General features: G+C 69.0%; 15 protein-coding genes. 11 read left to right on the forward strand and 4 right to left on the reverse strand.

Annotation, left to right across the window (positions count from 1 at the left end; all coding sequences use genetic code 11):
• Positions 1 to 191 precede the first annotated feature (191 nt).
• Positions 192 to 998 carry a S1 family peptidase gene (locus PQI66_RS08130; protein WP_339997353.1) on the forward strand — a complete coding sequence of 269 codons (807 nt, stop codon included), beginning with the start codon at positions 192 to 194 and terminating at the stop codon, positions 996 to 998.
• 28 nt (positions 999 to 1026) lie between these two features.
• Here the strand turns inward: PQI66_RS08130 and PQI66_RS08135 are convergent, their stop codons facing one another.
• Positions 1027 to 1320 carry a chorismate mutase gene (locus PQI66_RS08135; protein WP_339997355.1) on the reverse strand — a complete coding sequence of 98 codons (294 nt, stop codon included), beginning with the start codon at positions 1318 to 1320 and terminating at the stop codon, positions 1027 to 1029.
• A gap of 68 nt (positions 1321 to 1388) precedes the next feature.
• Here PQI66_RS08135 and PQI66_RS08140 point away from each other — a divergent pair, with 68 nt between their 5' ends.
• Complete coding sequence (locus PQI66_RS08140) at positions 1389 to 4133, forward strand: UvrD-helicase domain-containing protein (RefSeq protein ID WP_445228013.1); 2745 nt, start codon at positions 1389 to 1391, stop codon at positions 4131 to 4133.
• Positions 4134 to 4236: 103 nt separating this feature from the next.
• Here the strand turns inward: PQI66_RS08140 and PQI66_RS08145 are convergent, their stop codons facing one another.
• Entirely contained in the window at positions 4237 to 4989 is a 753-nt protein-coding gene (locus tag PQI66_RS08145; RefSeq protein WP_339997357.1) for a M23 family metallopeptidase, read from the reverse strand.
• 440 nt (positions 4990 to 5429) lie between these two features.
• Here PQI66_RS08145 and PQI66_RS08150 point away from each other — a divergent pair, with 440 nt between their 5' ends.
• The 5 genes from PQI66_RS08150 (at position 5430) to PQI66_RS08170 (ending at position 11014) form a co-directional block, all read left to right on the forward strand.
• The gene (locus tag PQI66_RS08150; protein ID WP_339997358.1) at positions 5430 to 7037 is read left to right on the forward strand and encodes a cell division protein PerM; all 1608 of its coding nucleotides are present in this window, start codon (positions 5430 to 5432) and stop codon (positions 7035 to 7037) included.
• Between the two features lie 65 nt (positions 7038 to 7102).
• Positions 7103 to 7756, forward strand: a complete 654-nt coding sequence (gene purN / locus PQI66_RS08155; RefSeq protein ID WP_339997688.1) for a phosphoribosylglycinamide formyltransferase — start codon at positions 7103 to 7105, stop codon at positions 7754 to 7756.
• Positions 7749 to 9335: a bifunctional phosphoribosylaminoimidazolecarboxamide formyltransferase/IMP cyclohydrolase gene (gene purH / locus PQI66_RS08160; protein WP_339997359.1), complete on the forward strand. Its 1587-nt coding sequence runs from the start codon at positions 7749 to 7751 to the stop codon at positions 9333 to 9335. Before purN ends, purH begins: the two co-directional genes overlap by 8 nt.
• A gap of 42 nt (positions 9336 to 9377) precedes the next feature.
• On the forward strand, positions 9378 to 10364 hold the full coding sequence (locus PQI66_RS08165; RefSeq protein WP_339997360.1) for a sigma-70 family RNA polymerase sigma factor: 987 nt from the start codon (positions 9378 to 9380) through the stop codon (positions 10362 to 10364).
• A 74-nt stretch (positions 10365 to 10438) separates the two neighbouring features.
• Positions 10439 to 11014 (forward strand): dihydrofolate reductase family protein, encoded by a 576-nt coding sequence (locus PQI66_RS08170; protein ID WP_339997361.1) that lies wholly within the window; start codon positions 10439 to 10441, stop codon positions 11012 to 11014.
• A gap of 121 nt (positions 11015 to 11135) precedes the next feature.
• On the opposite strand, the gene PQI66_RS08175 is transcribed toward PQI66_RS08170, so the two are convergent.
• On the reverse strand, positions 11136 to 12614 hold the full coding sequence (locus PQI66_RS08175) for a phytoene desaturase family protein (RefSeq protein ID WP_339997362.1): 1479 nt from the start codon (positions 12612 to 12614) through the stop codon (positions 11136 to 11138).
• 148 nt (positions 12615 to 12762) lie between these two features.
• On the opposite strand from PQI66_RS08175, the gene PQI66_RS08180 reads away from it, so the two are divergent.
• A complete protein-coding gene (locus PQI66_RS08180; protein WP_339997363.1) occupies positions 12763 to 13974 on the forward strand; it encodes an acetyl-CoA C-acetyltransferase in 1212 nt (403 codons plus the stop codon).
• Positions 13975 to 14005: 31 nt separating this feature from the next.
• Here PQI66_RS08180 and PQI66_RS08185 read toward each other — a convergent pair whose 3' ends face one another.
• On the reverse strand, positions 14006 to 14614 hold the full coding sequence (locus PQI66_RS08185; protein ID WP_339997364.1) for a TetR/AcrR family transcriptional regulator: 609 nt from the start codon (positions 14612 to 14614) through the stop codon (positions 14006 to 14008).
• 261 nt (positions 14615 to 14875) lie between these two features.
• Between PQI66_RS08185 and PQI66_RS08190 the strand changes: the two genes are divergently transcribed.
• The 3 genes from PQI66_RS08190 to PQI66_RS08200 are packed head-to-tail and all read left to right on the forward strand — an operon-like array spanning position 14876 to position 19791.
• Complete coding sequence (locus tag PQI66_RS08190; RefSeq protein WP_339997689.1) at positions 14876 to 16489, forward strand: carboxyl transferase domain-containing protein; 1614 nt, start codon at positions 14876 to 14878, stop codon at positions 16487 to 16489.
• 13 nt (positions 16490 to 16502) lie between these two features.
• Positions 16503 to 18587 (forward strand): acetyl/propionyl/methylcrotonyl-CoA carboxylase subunit alpha, encoded by a 2085-nt coding sequence (locus PQI66_RS08195; RefSeq protein WP_339997366.1) that lies wholly within the window; start codon positions 16503 to 16505, stop codon positions 18585 to 18587.
• A gap of 13 nt (positions 18588 to 18600) precedes the next feature.
• Positions 18601 to 19791 (forward strand): acyl-CoA dehydrogenase family protein, encoded by a 1191-nt coding sequence (locus tag PQI66_RS08200; protein WP_339997367.1) that lies wholly within the window; start codon positions 18601 to 18603, stop codon positions 19789 to 19791.
• Position 19792: the final 1 nt, after the last annotated feature.

Below are 19792 nucleotides of genomic sequence, written 5' to 3' on the forward strand. Positions count from 1 at the left end.
GTGGTCCCACCGTCCGGGAGGCTGCACCGGGGGTGGCCGCGGGGCAGGTGACGGCGGGTTCAGCCCCGTCGAGTGGGTTCCGGAGGATAAGCTTGCGGAAGAAACTGACGTGGCGTTTCCTCCCCGCGGGGACCGGGGGCGCAAGCAGGAGAAGAACCCTCCGAGAAGAGTCACGGGAAGAAGTGGTCGAGATGCTCATCCGGTCCCTGCACAGACTGGCCGTCGTCGCGGTTGCGACCGTGGCCACCGCTCTCGCCGGAGCCGCCGTGGCGCCGGCCGCCCAGGCCCTGCCCACGGTCGACCGGGTCGTCGACGACGTGCTCACCGCCACCGGCGAGCCCGGTCCCCACCGTCTCGAGGGGCAGTACTTCACCTCGCCCGGTGTCCCCGCTGCGGCCGTGGACGCCCGTCCGTCGATCCTGGTGGGGCCTTCGACACCGTTGATCGTCGGCCCGTCGGTGTGTACCACCACGGCCGCCGGGTACGACGATGCCGGCAATGCGGTCGCGGTCACCGCCGGACACTGCGGGACCGCCGGCGACGAGGTCCGCTCCGCCGACGACCCCGAGGGTACGGTGATCGGGACGTTCCAGCGCAGCGGGGCGGTGGACAACGGCGTCATCCTGCTCAACGACCGTGCGCAGGTCACCAGTTCCTACAACACCGTGCTCGGCAGCGCGGGCGGGCCGCTGCCGGCGGCGGGCGCGCAGGTCTGCAAGACCGGCATCGCCACCGGCACCTCCTGCGGCCCCGCCGTCGCCACCTCGGAGTCAGGGTTCGGTGTGCACCTGTGCGCCTCCCACGGCGACTCGGGGGCACCGGTGTACGCGGGCGGTCGTCTCGTGGGACTGCTCAGCGGAGGGTTCGCCGGTCTGCCGTCGTGCCGTACCCCGCTGCAGGGGCCGGTGCACTCGCCGGTGCTGGCGGTGACGTGGGACGCGGTCGCCGCGGAGATGAACGCCGCCGGCGGGGTCGGCGCCGGCTTCCGGTTGGCCTGACGCCTCGGGGGTGCGGATGGTCGGCGGCTCAGGCTCCGAGACGGCCGCGGCCGAGCTGCAGGAGTGAGTTCGCGATGGCGATGCCCTCGGGGCCCAGTTCATGACGGAACTGGTTGAGGATCGCGGTCTCCCGGGAGTACACGAGTTTCGTTCCGCCGGAGGCCGTCCTCGTCCGTCCGATCAGCTTCGAGATCTCCGAACGGCGCTTGACCGCCTCGATGATCGTCCGGTCCAGTTCGTTGATCTCCTTACGGTAATCCTGGATCTGGGCGTCGGACAACGGATCATCGGTCCCGCTGGAGAACTCCATGTCGTTGGTCATGGGCATGATTCTACGTCCGTACGGGGTTGTAGGGTGAACATGACCCCTACCGACAGGAGAACGCGACAGTGAATCCGGGCCAATCCGACCTTTTCGACCAGATCCCGCTCCCCGAGGAACCGTCCCCGGAGCCGGGGGACGGTCAGGTCGGCCTGTGGGAACCGCCGCCCGACGAGGACGACCAACCCCCGGAGGACGCGGCGGCGGTGCTGGCCGAGATGGCGAGAACCGCGTCACACCTGGCCCCCTTGCCGACGGTCGGGGATCGACCGCAGGACGGACACAGTCGGTCGGTCACCTCCGGCGGTGGCTCCGCGCCGGGCAGGGTGATGAGCACCCAGACCCGTGACCAGCTGCTCGAGGGGTTGAATCCCGCCCAGCGTGAGGCGGTCACACACTCGGGTTCACCGCTGTTGATCGTCGCCGGCGCGGGCTCCGGGAAGACCAGCGTGCTCACCCGCCGCATCGCCTGGCTGCTGGCAGGTGGCGTCGCGCCCTGGCAGGTCCTGGCGATCACGTTCACGAACAAGGCTGCCGCGGAGATGCGTGAGCGTATCGGCGGCCTGGTGGGGCCGGCAGCCGAGCGGATGTGGGTCTCCACCTTCCACTCGGTGTGCGTGCGGATCCTGCGGGCCAATGCGCAGCTCGTCGACGGGCTGAACTCGAATTTCACGATCTACGACTCCGACGACATGAAGCGTCTGGTCACCATGATCCTCCGGGACCGGAGCCTGGACGCCAAGGAGTTCGCCCCGCGGGCCGTGCTCACCGTGATCTCGAACTGGAAGAATGAGCTGCAGGGGCCGGAGGACGCGCTGCGGGAGGCACAGGAGGACGGCAACCGGCACCGGGAGGCGATCGCACAGGTCTACCGTGACTACCAGGTCCGCCTGCGCCAGGCCAACGCGGTGGATTTCGATGATCTCATCGGCGAGGTCGTCGGTCTGCTGCGGAACAACCGGGGTGTCGCCGACCATTACCGGCGTCGGTTCCGCCACATCCTCGTCGACGAGTACCAGGACACCAACCACGCGCAGTATGTCCTGGTGTCCACGCTGGTCGGTACTGACGATCCCGGGGAACTCTGCGTCGTCGGTGACGCCGATCAGTCGATCTACGCCTTCCGGGGGGCGACCGTGCGCAACATCGAGGAGTTCGAACGCGACTACCCGCATGCCCGCACGATCCTCCTGGAGCAGAACTACCGGTCGACCCAGAACATCCTGTCCGCCGCGAATGCGGTGATCGCCAGGAACCAGGGGCGCCGGGACAAGAACCTGTGGACCGACTCCGGGGACGGGGCGTTGATCGGCGGCTACGTCGCTGACAACGAGCACGACGAGGCACGGTTCATCGCCCAGACCATCGATGAGCTCGTCGACCGTGGCGACGCGTCCTACGGGGACATCGCGGTAATGTACCGGACGAACAACTCCTCCCGCGTGGTCGAGGACGTCCTGGTCCGTTCCGGGCTGCCGTACCGTGTCGTCGGCGGTACACGCTTCTACGAGCGCAAGGAGATCCGCGACATTGTCGCCTACCTCAAGGTGCTGGACAACCCGGACGACACGATGGGGCTGCGGCGGATCATCAACACCCCGCGGCGCGGGATCGGCGACCGGGCGCTGTCACAGGTCCGGGTGCACGCGGAGAACATCGGTGTGAGTTTCGCCGGCGGGCTGGCGGCGGCCGGACGTGGTGAGGTCCCCGGGCTCAGTGCACGGGGGCGCAACGCCATCGGCGGCTTCCTGGAGATGATGGACGCTCTGCGGGCGGAGACGGAGTCGGCGCTGATGCGCACCTCGGACGGGGAGTCACTGGGGATCCCGGACGTGGGGGCCATCGTACGTGCGGTGCTGGAGGCCACGTCGTACGCCTCGGAGCTCGAGTCGTCCAATGACCCGCAGGACGGCACCCGCCTGGACAACCTCAATGAGCTGGTGTCGGTGGGGCACGAGTTCTCGCAGGAGGCGGCGAACCTCGCTGCCTACGAGGCGATGCCCTCACGTTCCTCGTCGGCGCAGGACGCCGGCGAGAACGCCGACGGCGTCGACGGCGCCGATGACGCTGACGCGGTCCTGGCTGAAGGGGAGCCGGAGCCGGGGAGCCTGCAGGCGTTCCTGGAGCGCGTCAGTCTTGTCGCCGACGCCGACCAGATTCCCGCCGAGGACCAGGACATGGTCACCCTCATGACACTGCACACCGCAAAGGGGCTGGAGTTCCCGGTGGTCTTCCTGACCGGCTGGGAGGACGGGCAGTTCCCGCACATGAGGGCGCTCGGGGACCCGACCGAGCTGTCCGAGGAACGCCGACTGGCCTACGTGGGGATCACGCGTGCCCGGCAGCGGCTCTACCTCACGCGCGCCATGACACGGTCCAGCTGGGGGACCCCGCAGAACAACCCGCCGTCCCGCTTCCTCAGCGAAGTACCCGGCGAGCTCGTTGACTGGATCCGGGAGGAGCCGGCGCCGGCCTGGTCGGACGGCTGGGGATCGTCAGGCGGTTACGCCGACGGTACGAGCTTCGGTGCAGGCCGGTCGTCGGGGGCTTCCCACCGGAGCACCTCAGCAGGTTCCCCGTCCCGGCCGTCGTCCCGCTCGTCGGCCCCGTCCCGCTCGTCCGGGGCGCTCCGTTCGTCCGGCAAGCAGCTCGAGCTCGAGGTCGGCGACCGGGTGAACCACGACAAGTACGGGCTGGGCACGGTCAAGAGCGTCGACGGCCAAGGTGTGCGTGCCACCGTGATGATCGACTTCGGCTCCAACGGGACTGTCCGTCTGATGCTCATCGGCGGTGTGCCGATGGAGAAACTGTAGGCAGGGGGAGCGGGAGAACCCGCCGGACACGGAGAAACCCGCTGTCCGGCCGGGGAACGGTCAGACAGCGGGTTGCGACCCGGTGTTGATGACGGGGGAGGAACTAGATCTCGACGCCCCGCTCGCGCAGCCACGGCACGGGGTCCACGGCGTTGCCCTCGGTGGGGTAGACCTCGAAGTGGACGTGCGGGCCGGTGGAGAAGCCCTCGTTGCCGATGCCGGCGATCTTCTGGCCGGCCTGGACGTCCTGGCCGACGGTGACGTCGATGGTGGACATGTGTCCGTAGACGGTGATGGTGCCGTCATCATGCTTGATGCGGACCCAGTTGCCGAATCCGGAGGCGGGGCCCGCGTCGATCACGGTGCCGGCCATGGCGGCGACGATGGGGGTGCCCATCGCGTTGGCGATGTCGATGCCCTTGTGCATGGTGCCCCAGCGCATGGCGAAGGGGGAGGTGTAGCTGCCCTCGGCGGGCTTGACGACCTCGGGGGCGCGGGAGAGGAGGTCGGCGGCGGCGCGCTCCGCGTCGAACTCCAGGGCGCTGGACAGCTGCCCGGACAGGTTCTCGATCTGGGTGGACTGCGGCAGTGCGAGGATCTGTGCGGCAGCGGTCTCGACGTCGGCGCCGGCGGCGCTTCCCTCGGCACCCTGGGCGAGGACCTCGGTGTTGGAGGCCAGGGAGATGTCCCCGTTGTTCTGACCGTTGTCCTCGGACGCCTGGTGCACGGTGGCGGCGCCGGCTCCGGTGGCTCCTGCCGCGGCAACGCCGGTGGCGGCGATTGCGACGAACGCCATGCGGCGCTTTGCAGCGGTGTCCAGCTTGCGGTGGGACCCGCCTCGCCGTGCAACAGTCATTCTCTGTGAACCTCTCCGTAGTCTTGCGGTCGTGCCGTCATCTGATCGGTCTCAAATTGTGACCGGATCGTTATCAACGAGTGGCAACTCTATCGGCACGCACCGCCTCTGGCAAGCCACTTCGCGAAAAAGGTCACGAATCTATATCGGCGATCGTGGACGTTGAGGGGGACGCTAACGGTCTCGTTTTCATAACGTCGAGGTCACGGGCGGTCTGTGACGGGTGTGACGGGGGTAGGTGTGATGTAACGCTCCCGGGCGGGCGTGCCTACCCGGTGAGTCGTGAGGTCTTGTGCACAATGGGACAGGTGAGTAACGAATCCCAGCGACCGACTTCGAGACGACAACGGCCACGACGGGAAACCCGCCGGGGCCCGGACGCTCGCCGCCGGGACTCCGGCCGTGGTACGGCCGGTTCGGCCACCGGTGGAGAGCGGTTCGTGGCGGGGGAGAACGGGAGGGTCCCGTCCCGGGGGACCGATGCCGCGGCCCGTGCCGCCACCGGTGCCCCGGCCGAGACGGCGGCTGTCACCGGCGGAGGCCACGGGATCCGGGGGCGTCTGTCCTCCTGGTGGGCACTCTGGGGGCCGCACATCCGACGCTTCGCTCCGACAGTGCTGGTGAGTCACGCCGTCACCGTGGCGGTCGCCGTCGCATTGGCCGTCATCATCGGTATCGGTGAGACATTCACCGCGGTGCCGGCGATGGTGGGGTCCTTCTGGATGGTCGCCAACCTGGCGCCGGTCGGCTTCGCTGGCGCGGAACTCGGCATCGTCCCCCTGCTTCCGGCCGCGCTGATCGTGGTCGTCCATTCGCGACGGATCCGCGCGGCGTGTGGGTCGCAGATCACGGTCAGGAATATCCGGGTCTTCGCCGTCCTGGCCGTGACGGTGCCGATGGTGTTGACGGTGCTCGCGTGGCTGGCCCTCTGGGACGCGTCCCATGTCTTTGCGGTGTCCCCGCCGAATCTTGCGGTGGCATTACTGTCGACAGCCCTTCTCAACGGCGTCGTCTTCGTGTTGGGGCTGGGACCGAAGATCTGGCGGGCACTGCTTCTGCGACGCGGACTGCCGACGTGGCCGGTCGAGTCTGCCAGGCTGGCCGGCAGTTTCGTACGGTGGATGCTTGTCGTCGGCCTCGTGGCAGTACTGCTCCAGCTCGTGCTCAACGTGTCCGTGGCGGCGGACGCCTACTCGATCGCCCCGGATGCCTGGGGTCGGATCGGCTTGACCGTGCTTTCTGTGCTGTACCTTCCGAACCTCGCGGTGGGCGCGGTTGGGGTCCTGATGGGCAGCGAGATGCATCTCGGGGATGCCTCGGCTTCCCTGTTCGCGGTCACCAACGCCAACCTGCCCCCGTTGCCCGTCCTGGCGGCGATGCCGCATTCGGGTCTCCCCTTCGGTGAGTTCCTTCTGACCGTGCCTGCCGCTGTCGCCCTGGTCATCGTCTACCGCTTCTTCACGGTGCGGTCATTCGTGGAGTCACCGGTGTTCACTGCACTCGGCGCAGGGGTTGCGGCGGGAATCCTGGGGCTGCTGGTGAGCCTTGCGGCGGGCGGGACGCTGGGGGTCTACGGTTCAGCGGGCCCGCTGCTGTGGTTGACACCGTTGGTGTTCGCCTGCTGGATCGTGGTGCCGGCCGTCGTCGTCTTCGCCTGGGTCTCCCGCCAGGGGGCGAAGGTCACGGAGGCTGCGGGCTATGAGCTGGACGAGCCGGACGAGCCGGAAGGTATGGAGGAGTTCGAAGCGACCGCGGAACCGGAGGCCAGCGACGAGCCAGCCGAAGACACCGACACCGAAGGCACCGACGACAGCGAGGCCAGCGACGGCACAGCGGACGACAGCGAGGCCAGCGACGGCACGGCGGACGGCGTCGCGGCAGATGAGGCAGATGAGGTCGAAGAGACCGAAGAGACTGAAGAGACCGAAGAAGCCGAAGCGGAGGATGCGGCGGACCCGGCGGACCCGGCGGACCCGGCGGACCCGGCGGACACAGGGGACCCTGACCCGGAGGAGACCGACGTCGAGGATGACGGGTCGACACAGTAAGCTGACTCACCGTGAGTGAGCCCGTAACCCCCGCACCGTCCGGTGACTCAGCCGGAGAGGATGCTGTGCGTCCCTCCGCACCGTCGCGTTGTTCCGTCCGCCGTACCGGTGATGCCCTCCGGATCGTCGTGCTCGCCTCTGGCAGCGGAACGCTGCTGCAGGCCATGATCGATGACCTGCCCGCAACCGTCGAGATCGTCGCGGTGGGCTCGGACCGGGCGTGTGCGGCACTGGAGCGGGCGGACCGCGGGGGGCTTCCGGTGTTCCGGGTGGACTACAACCCGGACCGGGTAGGCGGGTACGACCGGGAGGGGTGGAACGTCCGTCTCGCCGACGAGATCGCCACCTATTCCCCCGACGTTGTCGTCAGTGCCGGGTTCATGCGCATTCTCGGCGCGGGATTCGTCGACCGGTTCCGTGGCAGGATCATCAACACCCATCCCGCGCTGCTGCCCTCGTTCCCCGGCGCCCATGCCGTGGCGGACGCCCTGGCGTACGGGGTGACACTCACCGGATCCACCGTCCACATCGTCGATGACGGGGTGGACACCGGACCGATCATCGCCCAGCGTGCCGTGCCGGTCACGCCGGCGGACACGGAGGAGACGCTCCACGAGCGGATCAAGACCGTCGAACGTGCCTTGATCGTCGAGGTACTCCACCAGACCGCGGAGAGCGGTTACTCCATCGAAGGACGAAAGGCCTGGATCAATGACTGAAACCACCCGCCCCATCCGCCGCGCTCTGATCAGCGTCTACGACAAGACCGGGCTGGAGGACCTCGCCACCGGCCTGCACAAGGCCGGTGTGGAGATCGTCTCGACGGGGTCGACGGCCGCGACCATCGCCGCCGCCGGTGTTCCGGTCGTCCGTGTCGAGGAGCTCACCGGGTTTCCCGAGTGTCTCGAGGGCCGGGTGAAGACCCTCCACCCGCGGGTGCACGCCGGTATCCTCGCCGACACGCGCAAGGACGACCACCTCGCCCAGCTCAAGGAACTCGGTGTGGAGCCGTTCGACCTGGTCGTGGTGAACCTCTACCCGTTCACCGACACCGTGGCGTCCGGCGCCGACTTCGACGCCTGTGTCGAGCAGATCGACATCGGAGGACCGTCCATGGTCCGCGCCGCGGCGAAGAACCACCCGTCCGTCGCCGTCGTCGTCGACCCGGCGGCCTACGACGACGTGCTGGCAGCTGTCGCGGCCGGCGGTTTCGACCGGGCTGCACGTACCCGTCTGGCCACCGAGGCGTTCCGGCACACCGCGTCCTACGACGTGGCCGTGGCGTCGTGGATGACCGCACAGATCGAGGACGGTGAGAGTGAGGACGCCCGCTTCCCCGAGTGGATCGGTCAGGTCAACGAGCGCGTCCACTCCCTGCGCTACGGCGAGAACCCGCACCAGGCCGCCGCGGTCTACACCGCACCCGGACAGGAGGGTGGCCTCGCGAACGCCGAGCAGTTCCACGGCAAGGCCATGAGCTACAACAACTACACTGACGCGGACGCCGCCTGGCGGTCCGCCTGGGACCACGAGCGTCCCTGTGTGGCGATCATCAAGCACGCGAACCCCTGCGGTATCGCTGTCGCCGGGGATGTCGCCTCCGCGCACCGTTCCGCCCACGCCTGCGACCCAGTGTCCGCCTACGGCGGTGTGATCGCGGTGAACCGTCCGGTCTCCGTCGAGATGGCAGAGCAGGTCGCCGGAATCTTCACCGAGGTCATCGTCGCTCCGGGCTACGAGGACGGTGCCGTGGAGGTGCTGAGCCGCAAGAAGAACATCCGCATCCTGCAGACCACCCCGCCGGTGAAGGCGGGTGCTGTGGAGCACCGCGAGATCTCCGGCGGCGTGCTGGTGCAGGAACGCGACCTGGTCGACGCCCCCGGCGACGACCCGGCGAACTGGACGCTGGCCGCCGGTGATGCCGCCGACGCTTCCACTCTCGCCGAGCTGGAGTTCGCCTGGCGGGCCGTGCGCGCGGTGAAGTCCAACGCCATCCTGCTGGCGAAGGACGGTGCCACGGTGGGAGTGGGTATGGGGCAGGTCAACCGTGTCGACTCGGTGAAGATCGCCGTCGAGCGGGCCAACACCCTGGCCGGTGACGACAGGCGGTCCGACGGCTCGGTCGCCGCGTCCGACGCCTTCTTCCCCTTCGCCGACGGGTTCGAGACCCTCGCCGAGGCCGGCGTCCGTGCCGTGGTCCAGCCCGGCGGTTCCGTGCGTGACCAGGAGGTCATCGACGCGGCTGTCGCGGCCGGTGTGACGATGTACCTCACCGGAGAGCGTCACTTCGCGCACTGAGTGTGCCTGCCCGCCAACCTTCGCCGCGGCTATCATGCGGACATGACCCGGTCCAACGCTCTGGGGACGACGGCGGAGACCTACCGCGCCGAACTCGTCGTCTACTGTTACCGTTTCTTCGGCTGCCACGCGGAGGCCGAGGATGCGGTCCAGGAGACGCTCATCAGGGCGTGGCGCAGTAGGGAGGGGTTCGAGGGCCGGTCGTCGCTCCGGCGCTGGTTGTACGCCATCGCCACGAACGTGTGCCTCGACATGAGCAGATCGAGGCAACGACGAAGTCTGCCCGTCGACCTCTCCGACCCGGGGGTGGTGCCGACGGATCCGGGTTCCTTGGCGACCGCGGCGGAGATGACCTGGGTCGGACCCATCGCGACCACGAACCTCGCGGACGACCCGGCCGATGCGGCGGTACGCCGGGAGACGGTTCGGCTGGCGTTCATCGCGGCACTGCAGTACCTGCCGCCCCGCCAGCGCGTGGTGCTGATCCTCCGCGACGTCCTGGCCTGGCGCGCCTCCGAGTGTGCGGAGTTGCTCGAGGTCTCGGTCGCCTCGGTGAACTCGGCCCTGGCCCGGGCCCGGGCCACACTCAGGACCCGCGTCCCTGCGGAGCCGGAGTCCGGTACCCCGTTCGACGAGGACCTCTTGCGTAGGTACGTGAGCGCCTTCGAGGCCTTCGACGTCGATGCGCTGGTGGGCCTGCTGGCGGAGGACGCGTCCTTCACGATGCCCCCGTTCACCCTGTGGCTGCGGGGGCGCCGGAGTATCGAGCAGTGGTGGAGCGGTCCGGGTCAGGTGTGCCGCAACTCCCGCACCATCCGGACATCCGTCAACGGCCAGCCGGCCGTCGCGGTGTACCACTCCACGGGCGGGGAGCTGTGGGCCCCTTTCGCCGTCCACGTCCTGGACGTCCGGGACGGACGAATCACCGGACTGACGCACTTCATGGGGTCAGGAGTGTTCGCGGAGCTCGGTCTCCCGGAGAATGTCCCGGAGAATGTTCCGGAGAGTTTTCCCGTCCCGGACCGATGAGTTTCGGGTCGCTGCCCCGTCTTATGAATGACGGACCTCCCACCCGGGGAGGCCCACGGTGAAAGGACCGTGCCATGAGCCGCAAGACGATCGCCCATCTCTTCCACTCCCTCGACGGTGTCGTCGAGGACCCTCACCTCTGGCAGTTCGACGCCTTCGGGGAGGAGGACGGCGTCGCGATGGACACCCACATCACGCCGGTGACCGACGCCGTCATCGGCCGGCAACTCTGGACGGAATGGTCGCAGTACTGGCCGAATGCCGGACAGAGCGAGGACACCGACGACTTCGCCGCCTGGGTCAACCCGGTCCGCAAGCACGTCGTCTCTTCGACGTTGGGCGACGGGCACCCCGACGGACTCCCGTGGAACAGTACGTTGATCACCGGAGACCCGGTCGACTACGTCCGGAACCTGCGTGAGACGGACGGGGGCGACATCGCTGTGCTCGGCGGGATCACCACCGTGAGGACGATGTTCCTCGCCGGGGTCATCGACGAGCTGACGCTGACGATCCACCCGGTCATCGCCGGAACGGGACGCCATCTCTTCGACGACACGGTGCCCACCACCCGTCTGAGACTGCTGAACGAGTCGAGCACGTCCACCGGCAACGCGGTGCTGACCTACGGGCTGCGCCCGACCGACTGAGCCGGTTGGCTGCAACTGACCGCATCACAGGGGGAGAAGTCTGTTCCCGTGCACTGCCACGCGCATGTAGCGTGCACGGGAACAGACTTTTGCCCGGGCACGTGCGCAGAAGGGCGGTCTGCTACAGATCGCCCAGGTCCCGCAGTGCCCGCTGTGCCGCCCGGACCCCGCACATGAAATGCACTCCGCCGCCGGGCGCCGCCGACGACGAGCACAGGTACACCCCGGGCACGCCGGTGGAGTAGGGGTCCGGACTCAGGCGCGGCCGTGCGACCAGCTGGAGCAGGTCGTTGGCTCCACCGGAGATGTCGCCGTCGACGTAGTTGGCGTTGTGCTCCTCCACCGCCGACGGGGGAGAGGCGACCCAGTCGACGACGCAGTCGCGGAAACCCGGGGCCGCACGTTCGATCTGGGCGGTGACGAGTTCGAAGGTGTCCCGGGTGCCACCGTCCCACCCGGCGGGGACGTGGGAGTAGGCCCACAGCGGATTGAGTGTGCGTCCGCCCGTCGTCCTGCTCCGTGACGGGTCGGCGAGGTACTGCTGCCCGACGAGCGTGAAAGGCCGGTCCGGCAACGTCCCCGCCCAGCACTGCTTCTCCGCGGCAGCGACCTCCTCGGCCCGGCCGCCCAGGTGTACGGTGCCGGCACACTGGGCGTCCGGTGCTGTCCAGGGGACGTCTCCGTCGAGGACGTAGTCGATCTTCGCGACGGCCGGGCCGTGGCGGAACCGTGACCAGGCGCGTGCGGTCCGACCGGGCAACCGGCCACCGAGAATCCCGGCGGCAGTGTCGACCGAGGTGTCGAGAAGGACGATGTCGGTGTCACCGACCTGGGACAGGTCCGTGACGCGGGAGCCGGTGACCGTCGTGCCGCCGCGGTGCTGGAGCTCCTCCACCATGGTGTCGGCGATGCGGCGGGATCCGCCGACGACGACGGGCCAGCCGTGACGGTGCCCGGCGACCGTCAGCAGGGTACCGGCGGCCGATGACGCGGGAAGGTGCAGCGGGGTGAACGCGTGGGCGGCGATGCCGGCGAACAGTGCCCGGGCTTCCTCGGAGCGCCACCGACGCCACGACCAGGACGCCGGAAGAGCGGCGCCTGCCCCGAACCCGGCGAGGAGCAGGGGATGGCGGGGGAGGTGGAGCACTGGGCCGAGAAACTCATCGGCGATCAGGTCGGCCCGGGCGGACAGGGCGCCGAAGGACGCCTCCCATACCCGGCCGTCCCGCCCGGGCAGCTGCTCACCGGTTACCGCCGGTGACGTGTGCAGGGCGGCGGAACGGACACCCGCGCGGTCGTCGGACACGATGTGGACCATGTCCAGCGGCGCCGGGGCGAACCGCAGCCCCCGGTGACGGAGTGCGGGGCCGAACCTCGGGTCGCGGAGGAAGGGGCTTACCTGGGCTAACGGATGTGCGGCCGAGCACAGGTCATGGATCACGCCGCTGTGCATCAGCTCAGCACTGCGCACGCCTCCGCCGGGGGAGTCCTCCGCCTCGACGACGGTCACGGAGACACCCGCCTCGGCGAGGACAAGTGCGGCGGCCAGTCCATTCGGACCGGAGCCGACCACTGTGGCGGTGCGACCGGATGCAGACATGCCCACGACCCTAACCACGTCGGACGTCGGGGTGGCCCGGCGGGTGGCTCCAGGGGGGCGAAAAGTGCGGGAACCCCACCCCTGTGGTGTCCTCTGACACATAATGGAGGATTGAGACCCGTTCCCGGTGAAAGGTGCAGCAACCATCATGTCCACTCAGTCCAACCATGCCCCGTCCCCGTCCCCTGATGACATCGTCATTGTCGGTGCCGCCCGTACCGCGCAGGGCAGGATGCTCGGTGCGTTGGCGTCGAAGTCTGCGGTGGAGCTCGGTGCCGTGGCGCTGACCGGCGCCCTGGAGAAGGCCGGTGTGTCGCCGGAGACCGTCGACTACGTCTACATGGGCCAGGTCGTGCAGGCGGCGGCGGGACAGAACCCGGCGAAGCAGACGGCCGTCACCGCCGGCCTGCCGATGTCGACGCCGGCGGTGACCGTGAACAAGGTCTGCCTGTCGGGCCTGGACGCCGTCATCAACGGGGCCAGGATGATCCGGGTGGGCGACGCGCAGGTCGTCGTGGCCGGAGGCCAGGAGTCGATGACCAACGCCCCGCACCTGGCTGCCGGCGTGCGCGCCGGGGCCAAGTTCGGTTCCCTGGCACTGCAGGACTCGCTGGAGCGTGACGGGCTGACCGACCCGGTGCACGGCACGGCCATGGGCGTGGAGACCGAGGAGGGCAACACGGACCGCGGGATCACCCGTGAACAGCAGGACGAGGTGGCCGCCCTGTCGAACCAGCGTGCCGAGGCGGCGATCAGTGACGGCACGTTCGCCGAGGAGATCGTCCCGGTCGAGGTGACGAAGCGTCGCGAGACGGTTGTCGTGGACACCGACGAGGGGGTGCGCCCCGGAACCACGCAGGAGGGGCTGGCGGGGCTGCGTCCGGCGTTCGCGAAGGACGGGACGATCACCGCCGCGTCGGCGTCGCAGATTTCCGACGGTGCCTCGGCGGTCGTGCTGACCACGCGTGCCTACGCGGAGGAGAACGGACTGACCGTCCTGGCGGCACTCGGTGCCTCCGGGGAGACGGCGGGCCCGGACACCTACCTGCACTCCCAGCCCGCCCAGGCGGTGTCGGCGGCACTGACCAAGCAGGGGTGGGCCGCCGACGACCTGGACTTCCTGGAGGTCAACGAGGCCTTCGCCGCCGTGGTGGTGCAGTCGGTCAAGGACCTGGACTACCCGTTGGAGAAGACGAACATCCACGGCGGCGGCATCTCCCTGGGCCACCCGATCGGTGCCTCCGGGGCGCGTCTCGTCGTCACCGCGGCCCACGAGCTGAATCGGCGGGGCGGGGGACGTGCCGCGGTGTCGCTGTGCGGTGGCGGCGGCCAGGGCGACGCCCTGCTGCTCTGGCGCTGAGCAGGGGGTTCTGGGGGGGGCGGGCAGGGGGTCAGTTGTTCCGGCGTAGCTCCCGGTCCAGCATGGTGGCCCACCGGTCGATGACCGTACGACGGTGGCCGACGTTGTCCACGAGAACCGCGCCCAGGCCGAGGCCCCGGGCGAGGTCCACGGTCATGCGCAGCAGTTCGCGGTTCGAGTCGTCCAGCAGGTCGGCGTCGAGGGCGAGTGCCATGAGTTGCAGGACCTCCCGGGCATAGCGAGCGTCAGCGGACACGATGAGGTCCCGCAGGCCACTCTCCGCCCCTGCTGCGGCGGACCAGACGTGCAGGGCAGCCCGGAAGGAGTCACTGCTGAACGAGTCGACGACGATCCCGAGGACCTGTGTCGTCGACGACCCGCCGGGGGTGGTGCCGAGGTCGGTCACGGACTGCCGGAGCTGCCGGGTGAGTCTGGCGTAGAACTCGCTCACTGTTTCCTCGATAAGTACCTCTCGAGTGAGGAAATGCCGTTGGCCGGCACCCCGGGAGACACCTGCCCTGGTGGCGACGGCGCTGACCGTGGTGGCGGAGACGCCGTGCTCCGTCAGGGTGGCGATGGCCGCGTCGAGCAGTCGCCTGCGCGTCTCGCGGCTCCGGTCCTGCTGGGGGGTATGCGGCATGGGGTCGAGGATAGCAGTGGCATGGCGTTGAAAATTGGATCATTGTTGATTCAAAATCCGTGTCGACTCCCGGGGATTGCGTGAAATACGCCAGGTTCATCGGAGTCTTACCAGGTGTAGTGCTGCTGTCTCCAGCTCCGGGAAATGAATCCGCGATGGTCTCTTTACAGTGTGATCTGCATCATATAAGCTCGCCCGGGAATGCATGTCATGAGCATTTGGAACATGAACAACAATGGTTCGGCGGAGAAGGGGCACGTGATGACGGCACCCACGGAACAGACGACGGGGACCCCTGACTTCCGGGACCTCGTCGAGGAACTCGGCGACAGGCTGGTCCGTGCCCGTCGTGGTGGAGGGGAGGAGGCCAGGGCCCGCCACGTCGCCCGTGGCAAGATGCTTCCCCGGGACCGGGTCGACGCCCTGCTTGACCTGGGCAGTCCGTTCCTGGAGATCGCCCCACTGGCCGCGGAGGAGATGTACGGCGGACGTGTCCCCGGCGCGGGGATCGTCGCCGGGGTGGGTCTTGTCGAGGGGCGGCTGTGTCTCATCGCCGCCAACGATGCGACCGTCTCCGGTGGTACCTACTATCCGGTGAGCGTGAAGAAGCACCTGCGCGCCCAGGAGATTGCTGAACAGAACCGGCTTCCCTGCATCTACCTGGTCGATTCCGGGGGAGCGATGCTCCTCGAGCAGGACCAGGTGTTTCCGGACCGGGACCACTTCGGACGCATCTTCTACAACCAGGCCCGGATGTCCGCGTCCGGGGTCCCGCAGCTGTCGGCGGTGATGGGGTCGTGCACAGCCGGTGGCGCCTATGTCCCGGCGATCTCGGACGAGACCGTCATCGTCGACGGGCAGGGCACCATCTTCCTCGCCGGCCCGCCGCTTGTGAAGGCCGCTACCGGGGAGGACGTCACCGCTGCGGAACTCGGCGGGGGCGCCATGCACTCCCGGGTGTCGGGGGTCACTGACCACCTCGCCGCCGACGACGCCGACGCCATCCAGCGCATCCGTGACATCGTCGCCACCCTGCCACCGGACACACTGTCCGCCGAGGCGGTGTCGACCGCCGGCGCGGCACGACCGGCCCCACGTCCGCAGACGGACCTTTACGACGTGGTCCCCACCGACCTCAGGACACCCTACGACGCACGGGAGGTCATCGGCATCCTCACCGACGCGGGCTCCGTCCACGAGTTCAAGGCCGAGTACGACAACTCCGTGGTCACCTCCTTCGCCCGCATCGAGGGGCACCGTGTCGGCATCGTCGCCAACAACGGCGTGATCTTCGGCGACGGGGCGGTGAAAGCGGCCCACTTCATCGAGCTGTGCGAACAGCGGGGGACACCGTTGCTGTTCCTGCAGAACACGACCGGGTTCATGGTCGGCAAGGAGTACGAGCAGGGCGGGATCGCCAAGAACGGTGCCAAGATGGTCACCGCCGTGGCCACGGCGAGGGTGCCGAAACTCACCGTGATCACCGGCGGCGGCTTCGGTGCCGGCAACTACGCCATGTGCGGCCGCGCCTACTCGCCACGGTTCCTGTGGACCTGGCCGAACGCGAAGGTCGCCGTCATGGGCGGGCCGCAGGCGGCGATGACGCTGTCCACGGTGCGTGGGGCGAAGATCGAGCGGGAGGGCGGTGACTGGGACGAGGCGCAGCGTGAGGAGTTCGAGAAGCCGATCCGGGACCTCTTCGAGGAGAAGTCCAGCTGCTGGTACGGCACCGCGCGGCTCTGGGACGACGGGGTCATCGACCCCGCGGACACCCGTCGGATCCTGGCCATGGCGCTGGGCGTCTGCGCCCGGGTCCCCCGTGAGAACCGTGGGGACGCCCGGGCCGGCGACGGCTTCGGCGTCTTTCGGATGTGAGAGAGGAACAACCATGACCACCTTCGACACCGTCCTCGTCGCCAACCGCGGCGAGATCGCCTGCCGAGTGATCCGCTCGGTGCAGCAGGCCGGGTTGCGCGCCGTCGCCGTCTACTCGGACGCGGACACCGGGGCGCCGCACGTGACCGCCGCCGACACCGCCGTGCATCTCGGCCCCGCGGCCGCGACCAAGTCCTACCTCGACATCGAGCGGGTGATCGCCGCCGCGGTCGCCTCCGGGGCCGGGGCGGTCCACCCCGGGTACGGATTTCTCTCGGAGAACGCGGTCTTCGCCCGTGCCTGCGAGGACGCCGGCATCGTCTTCATCGGCCCCCCGGCCGACGCGATCGCGCAGATGGGGGACAAGATCACCGCGCGGGCCACCGTGGAGTCCCGTGGTGTCCCCACCGTGCCCGGCATCTCCCGACCCGGCCTCGGCGACGCCGACCTCGTCGCCGGGGTCACCGGAGCCGACGGTGGCGGGGGTGTCGACTTTCCCGTGCTGGTCAAACCCGCCGCGGGTGGGGGAGGAAAGGGGATGCACGTCGTCGAGGACCCGGACGACCTGGCTGACGTGCTCGCCACCGCACGGCGCGAGGCGGCGTCCACCTTCGGTGACGACACGCTGTTCATCGAGCACTTCGTGGACACGCCCCGGCACATCGAGGTGCAGGTCGTCGCGGACGCCCACGGCACCGTCATCCACCTCGGGGAGCGGGAGTGCTCCCTGCAACGCAGGCACCAGAAGGTCATCGAGGAGGCGCCGTCGGTGCTGCTCGACCCGGCGACCCGGGCGAGGATCGGTGAGGCCGCCTGCGACGCCGCGCGGTCCTGCGGGTACCGGGGGGCCGGGACGGTGGAGTTCATCGTCTCGGCGACGAAGCCCGACACCTTCTTCTTCATGGAGATGAACACCCGCCTGCAGGTCGAGCATCCCGTCACCGAGATGGTGACCGGGCTGGACCTGGTGGACCTCCAGATCCGCGTGGCCCAGGGGGAGCCGTTGCCCCTCACCCAGGAGGAGGTGACCCTGACCGGACATGCCGTCGAGGCTCGCGTCTACGCGGAGGACCCGGCCAACGGTTTCCTGCCCACCGGCGGGCGGATCACCGCCCTGCGCTGGCCGTACGGACCGGGGGTGCGGGTGGACTCCGGGGTCGTCGAGGGCCAGGAGGTCACCTCGGACTACGACCCGATGCTGGCCAAGGTCATCGCCCACGGGGACGACCGTGACCAGGCACTGGACCGTCTCGACTCGGCACTGGCCCGCACACTGGTCGCCGGGATCGGCACGAACACCGACTTCAACCGCTACCTGCTCCGCGATGACGGTGTACGCTCCGGCGTGCTAGACACCGGCCTGCTCGACCGCATCGCCGACAACTTCACCCCGTCCCCGGCGCCGGCAGAGGCCATGCTGGCCGCCACGCTGGTCCTACGGGACGCGGCGGCGAAGTCGGCGCGCGACGCCGGTCACCATGGCGTGTGGGCGGCCGCCGACGGGTGGCGTGCCGGTGCGGCGCCCGCACCCTTCCGGGGCCGACTGGCGGTGCCGGGCGCTGATCCGGGTGCCGGGGCGGACCACGGGCCGGTGGACGTCTCGGTGTCCGGCGGTTCCGGTACCGTGACCGTCACACAGGTCCCCGTCGACCCGGGCCTTCCGGTTCCGGAGCCGTTCACCACCACCCTGACCGCCACCGTCCCCACCACCGACGGCACCGCGTGGACCTTCACCCCCGAGGGAGAGTTCGCCGCCTCCCGACGGTGGGTGGGCAGGGCGGTCGCCACCCCCGATGGTCCCGGTGTCGCCGTCTCCGGCGACGCGGGCACCTGGGTGGTCCGCCAGCTGTCCCTGGCCAGGGACGCGGCGGAGGCCGCCTCGGGCGAGGACGACGTCCTCAGTCCGATGCCGGGCACGGTCGTCGCGGTCCGCGTCAACGACGGTGACGCCGTCACCACCGGTCAACCACTGATCGTGGTGGAGGCGATGAAGATGGAGCATTCCCTGACGGCGTCCCACGACGGGACCGTCGGGATCGGGTGCGCCGTCGGCGACAAGGTCGGGGCCGGCAGTGTGCTGGCCACCGTCACCAACTGATGAGAGGAACACCATGACCACCACCGACACCACCCGTCCGCGCTCCGTGGCGGACGACGGACTCACCACCGAACTCGCCGAACTCCGACGCACCGTCGAGGAGTTCGCCAACGAGGTCGTGGATCCGAAGGCCGCGGAGAACTACCGCAACCACACCTTCGACTACGACATCGTCTCCAGGATGGGGGAACTCGGGTTGTTCGGACTGCCGTTCCCCGAGGAGTACGGGGGCATGGGAGGTGACTACTTCGCCCTCGGTGTCGCCCTCGAGGAACTCGCCCGCGTCGACCAGTCCGTGGCGATCACCCTCGAGGGGGGATGCTCACTCGGGGCCATGCCGATCTACCGCTTCGGAACCGGGGAACAGAAGCAGCGGTGGCTGCCCGACCTGCTCGCTGGTCGTGCCATCGCCGGATTCGGACTCACCGAGCCGGAGGCGGGGTCGGACGCCGGTGGGACGAAAACCACCGCGCGACTTGAGGACGGCCACTGGGTGATCAACGGGTCCAAGCAGTTCATCACCAACTCCGGCACAGACATCACCTCGCTGGTCACGACCACCGCGGTGACGGGCACCAGGGAGGACGGGCGCAAGGAGATTTCGGCGATCATCGTGCCCACGGACACCCCCGGCTTCACCGCGGAGCCCGCCTACGACAAGGTCGGGTGGAACAGCTCGGATACCCACCCGCTGAGCTACGACGACGCCCGCGTGCCCGAGGAGAACCTGCTGGGCATGCGGGGGAGAGGGTTCGCGCAGTTTCTCTCCATCCTCGCCGAGGGCAGGGTCGCTCTGGCGGCGCTTGCCACCGGAGCAGCACAGGGATGTGTCGACGAGGCGGCAGCCTATGCCCGGCAACGGACGTCTTTCGGGCGGACGATCTCCGAGTACCAGGGCGTCTCCTTCAAGATCGCGCGGATGGAGGCCCGTGCCTGGTCGGCGCGTCAGGCGTGGCGGGCGGCAGCGACGAAGATGCTCACCGGCGCGGACTTCAGCAGGGAGGCGTCGGTGGCCAAGCTGGTCGCCTCGGAGGCGGCGATGGACAACGCCCGCGACGCCACCCAGGTCTTCGGAGGCGCGGGCTTCATGAACGAGACCCGGGTTGCACGCCACTACCGTGACTCCAAGATCCTGGAGATCGGCGAGGGCACCACCGAGGTCCAGCTCATGCTCATCGCACGCTCCCTCGGGCTGGAGGGGTAAC

Origin of the sequence: Corynebacterium sp. USCH3, from assembly GCF_037619475.1 — a bacterium.
Taxonomy (GTDB): Bacteria; Actinomycetota; Actinomycetes; order Mycobacteriales; family Mycobacteriaceae; genus Corynebacterium.

Excerpts from the sequence above, each read along its gene's own strand:
- purH (WP_339997359.1), top strand. The coding sequence starts at position 7,749 with ATGACTGAAACCACCCGCCCCATCCGCCGCGCTCTGATCAGCGTCTAC.
- PQI66_RS08200 (WP_339997367.1), top strand. The coding sequence starts at position 18,601 with ATGACCACCACCGACACCACCCGTCCGCGCTCCGTGGCGGACGACGGA.
- PQI66_RS08195 (WP_339997366.1), top strand. The coding sequence starts at position 16,503 with ATGACCACCTTCGACACCGTCCTCGTCGCCAACCGCGGCGAGATCGCC.
- PQI66_RS08180 (WP_339997363.1), top strand. The coding sequence starts at position 12,763 with ATGTCCACTCAGTCCAACCATGCCCCGTCCCCGTCCCCTGATGACATC.
- PQI66_RS08185 (WP_339997364.1), bottom strand. The coding sequence starts at position 14,614 with ATGCCGCATACCCCCCAGCAGGACCGGAGCCGCGAGACGCGCAGGCGA.
- PQI66_RS08165 (WP_339997360.1), top strand. The coding sequence starts at position 9,378 with ATGACCCGGTCCAACGCTCTGGGGACGACGGCGGAGACCTACCGCGCC.
- PQI66_RS08145 (WP_339997357.1), bottom strand. The coding sequence starts at position 4,989 with ATGACTGTTGCACGGCGAGGCGGGTCCCACCGCAAGCTGGACACCGCT.
- PQI66_RS08130 (WP_339997353.1), top strand. The coding sequence starts at position 192 with ATGCTCATCCGGTCCCTGCACAGACTGGCCGTCGTCGCGGTTGCGACC.
- PQI66_RS08190 (WP_339997689.1), top strand. The coding sequence starts at position 14,876 with ATGACGGCACCCACGGAACAGACGACGGGGACCCCTGACTTCCGGGAC.
- PQI66_RS08135 (WP_339997355.1), bottom strand. The coding sequence starts at position 1,320 with ATGACCAACGACATGGAGTTCTCCAGCGGGACCGATGATCCGTTGTCC.
- PQI66_RS08170 (WP_339997361.1), top strand. The coding sequence starts at position 10,439 with ATGAGCCGCAAGACGATCGCCCATCTCTTCCACTCCCTCGACGGTGTC.
- PQI66_RS08175 (WP_339997362.1), bottom strand. The coding sequence starts at position 12,614 with ATGTCTGCATCCGGTCGCACCGCCACAGTGGTCGGCTCCGGTCCGAAT.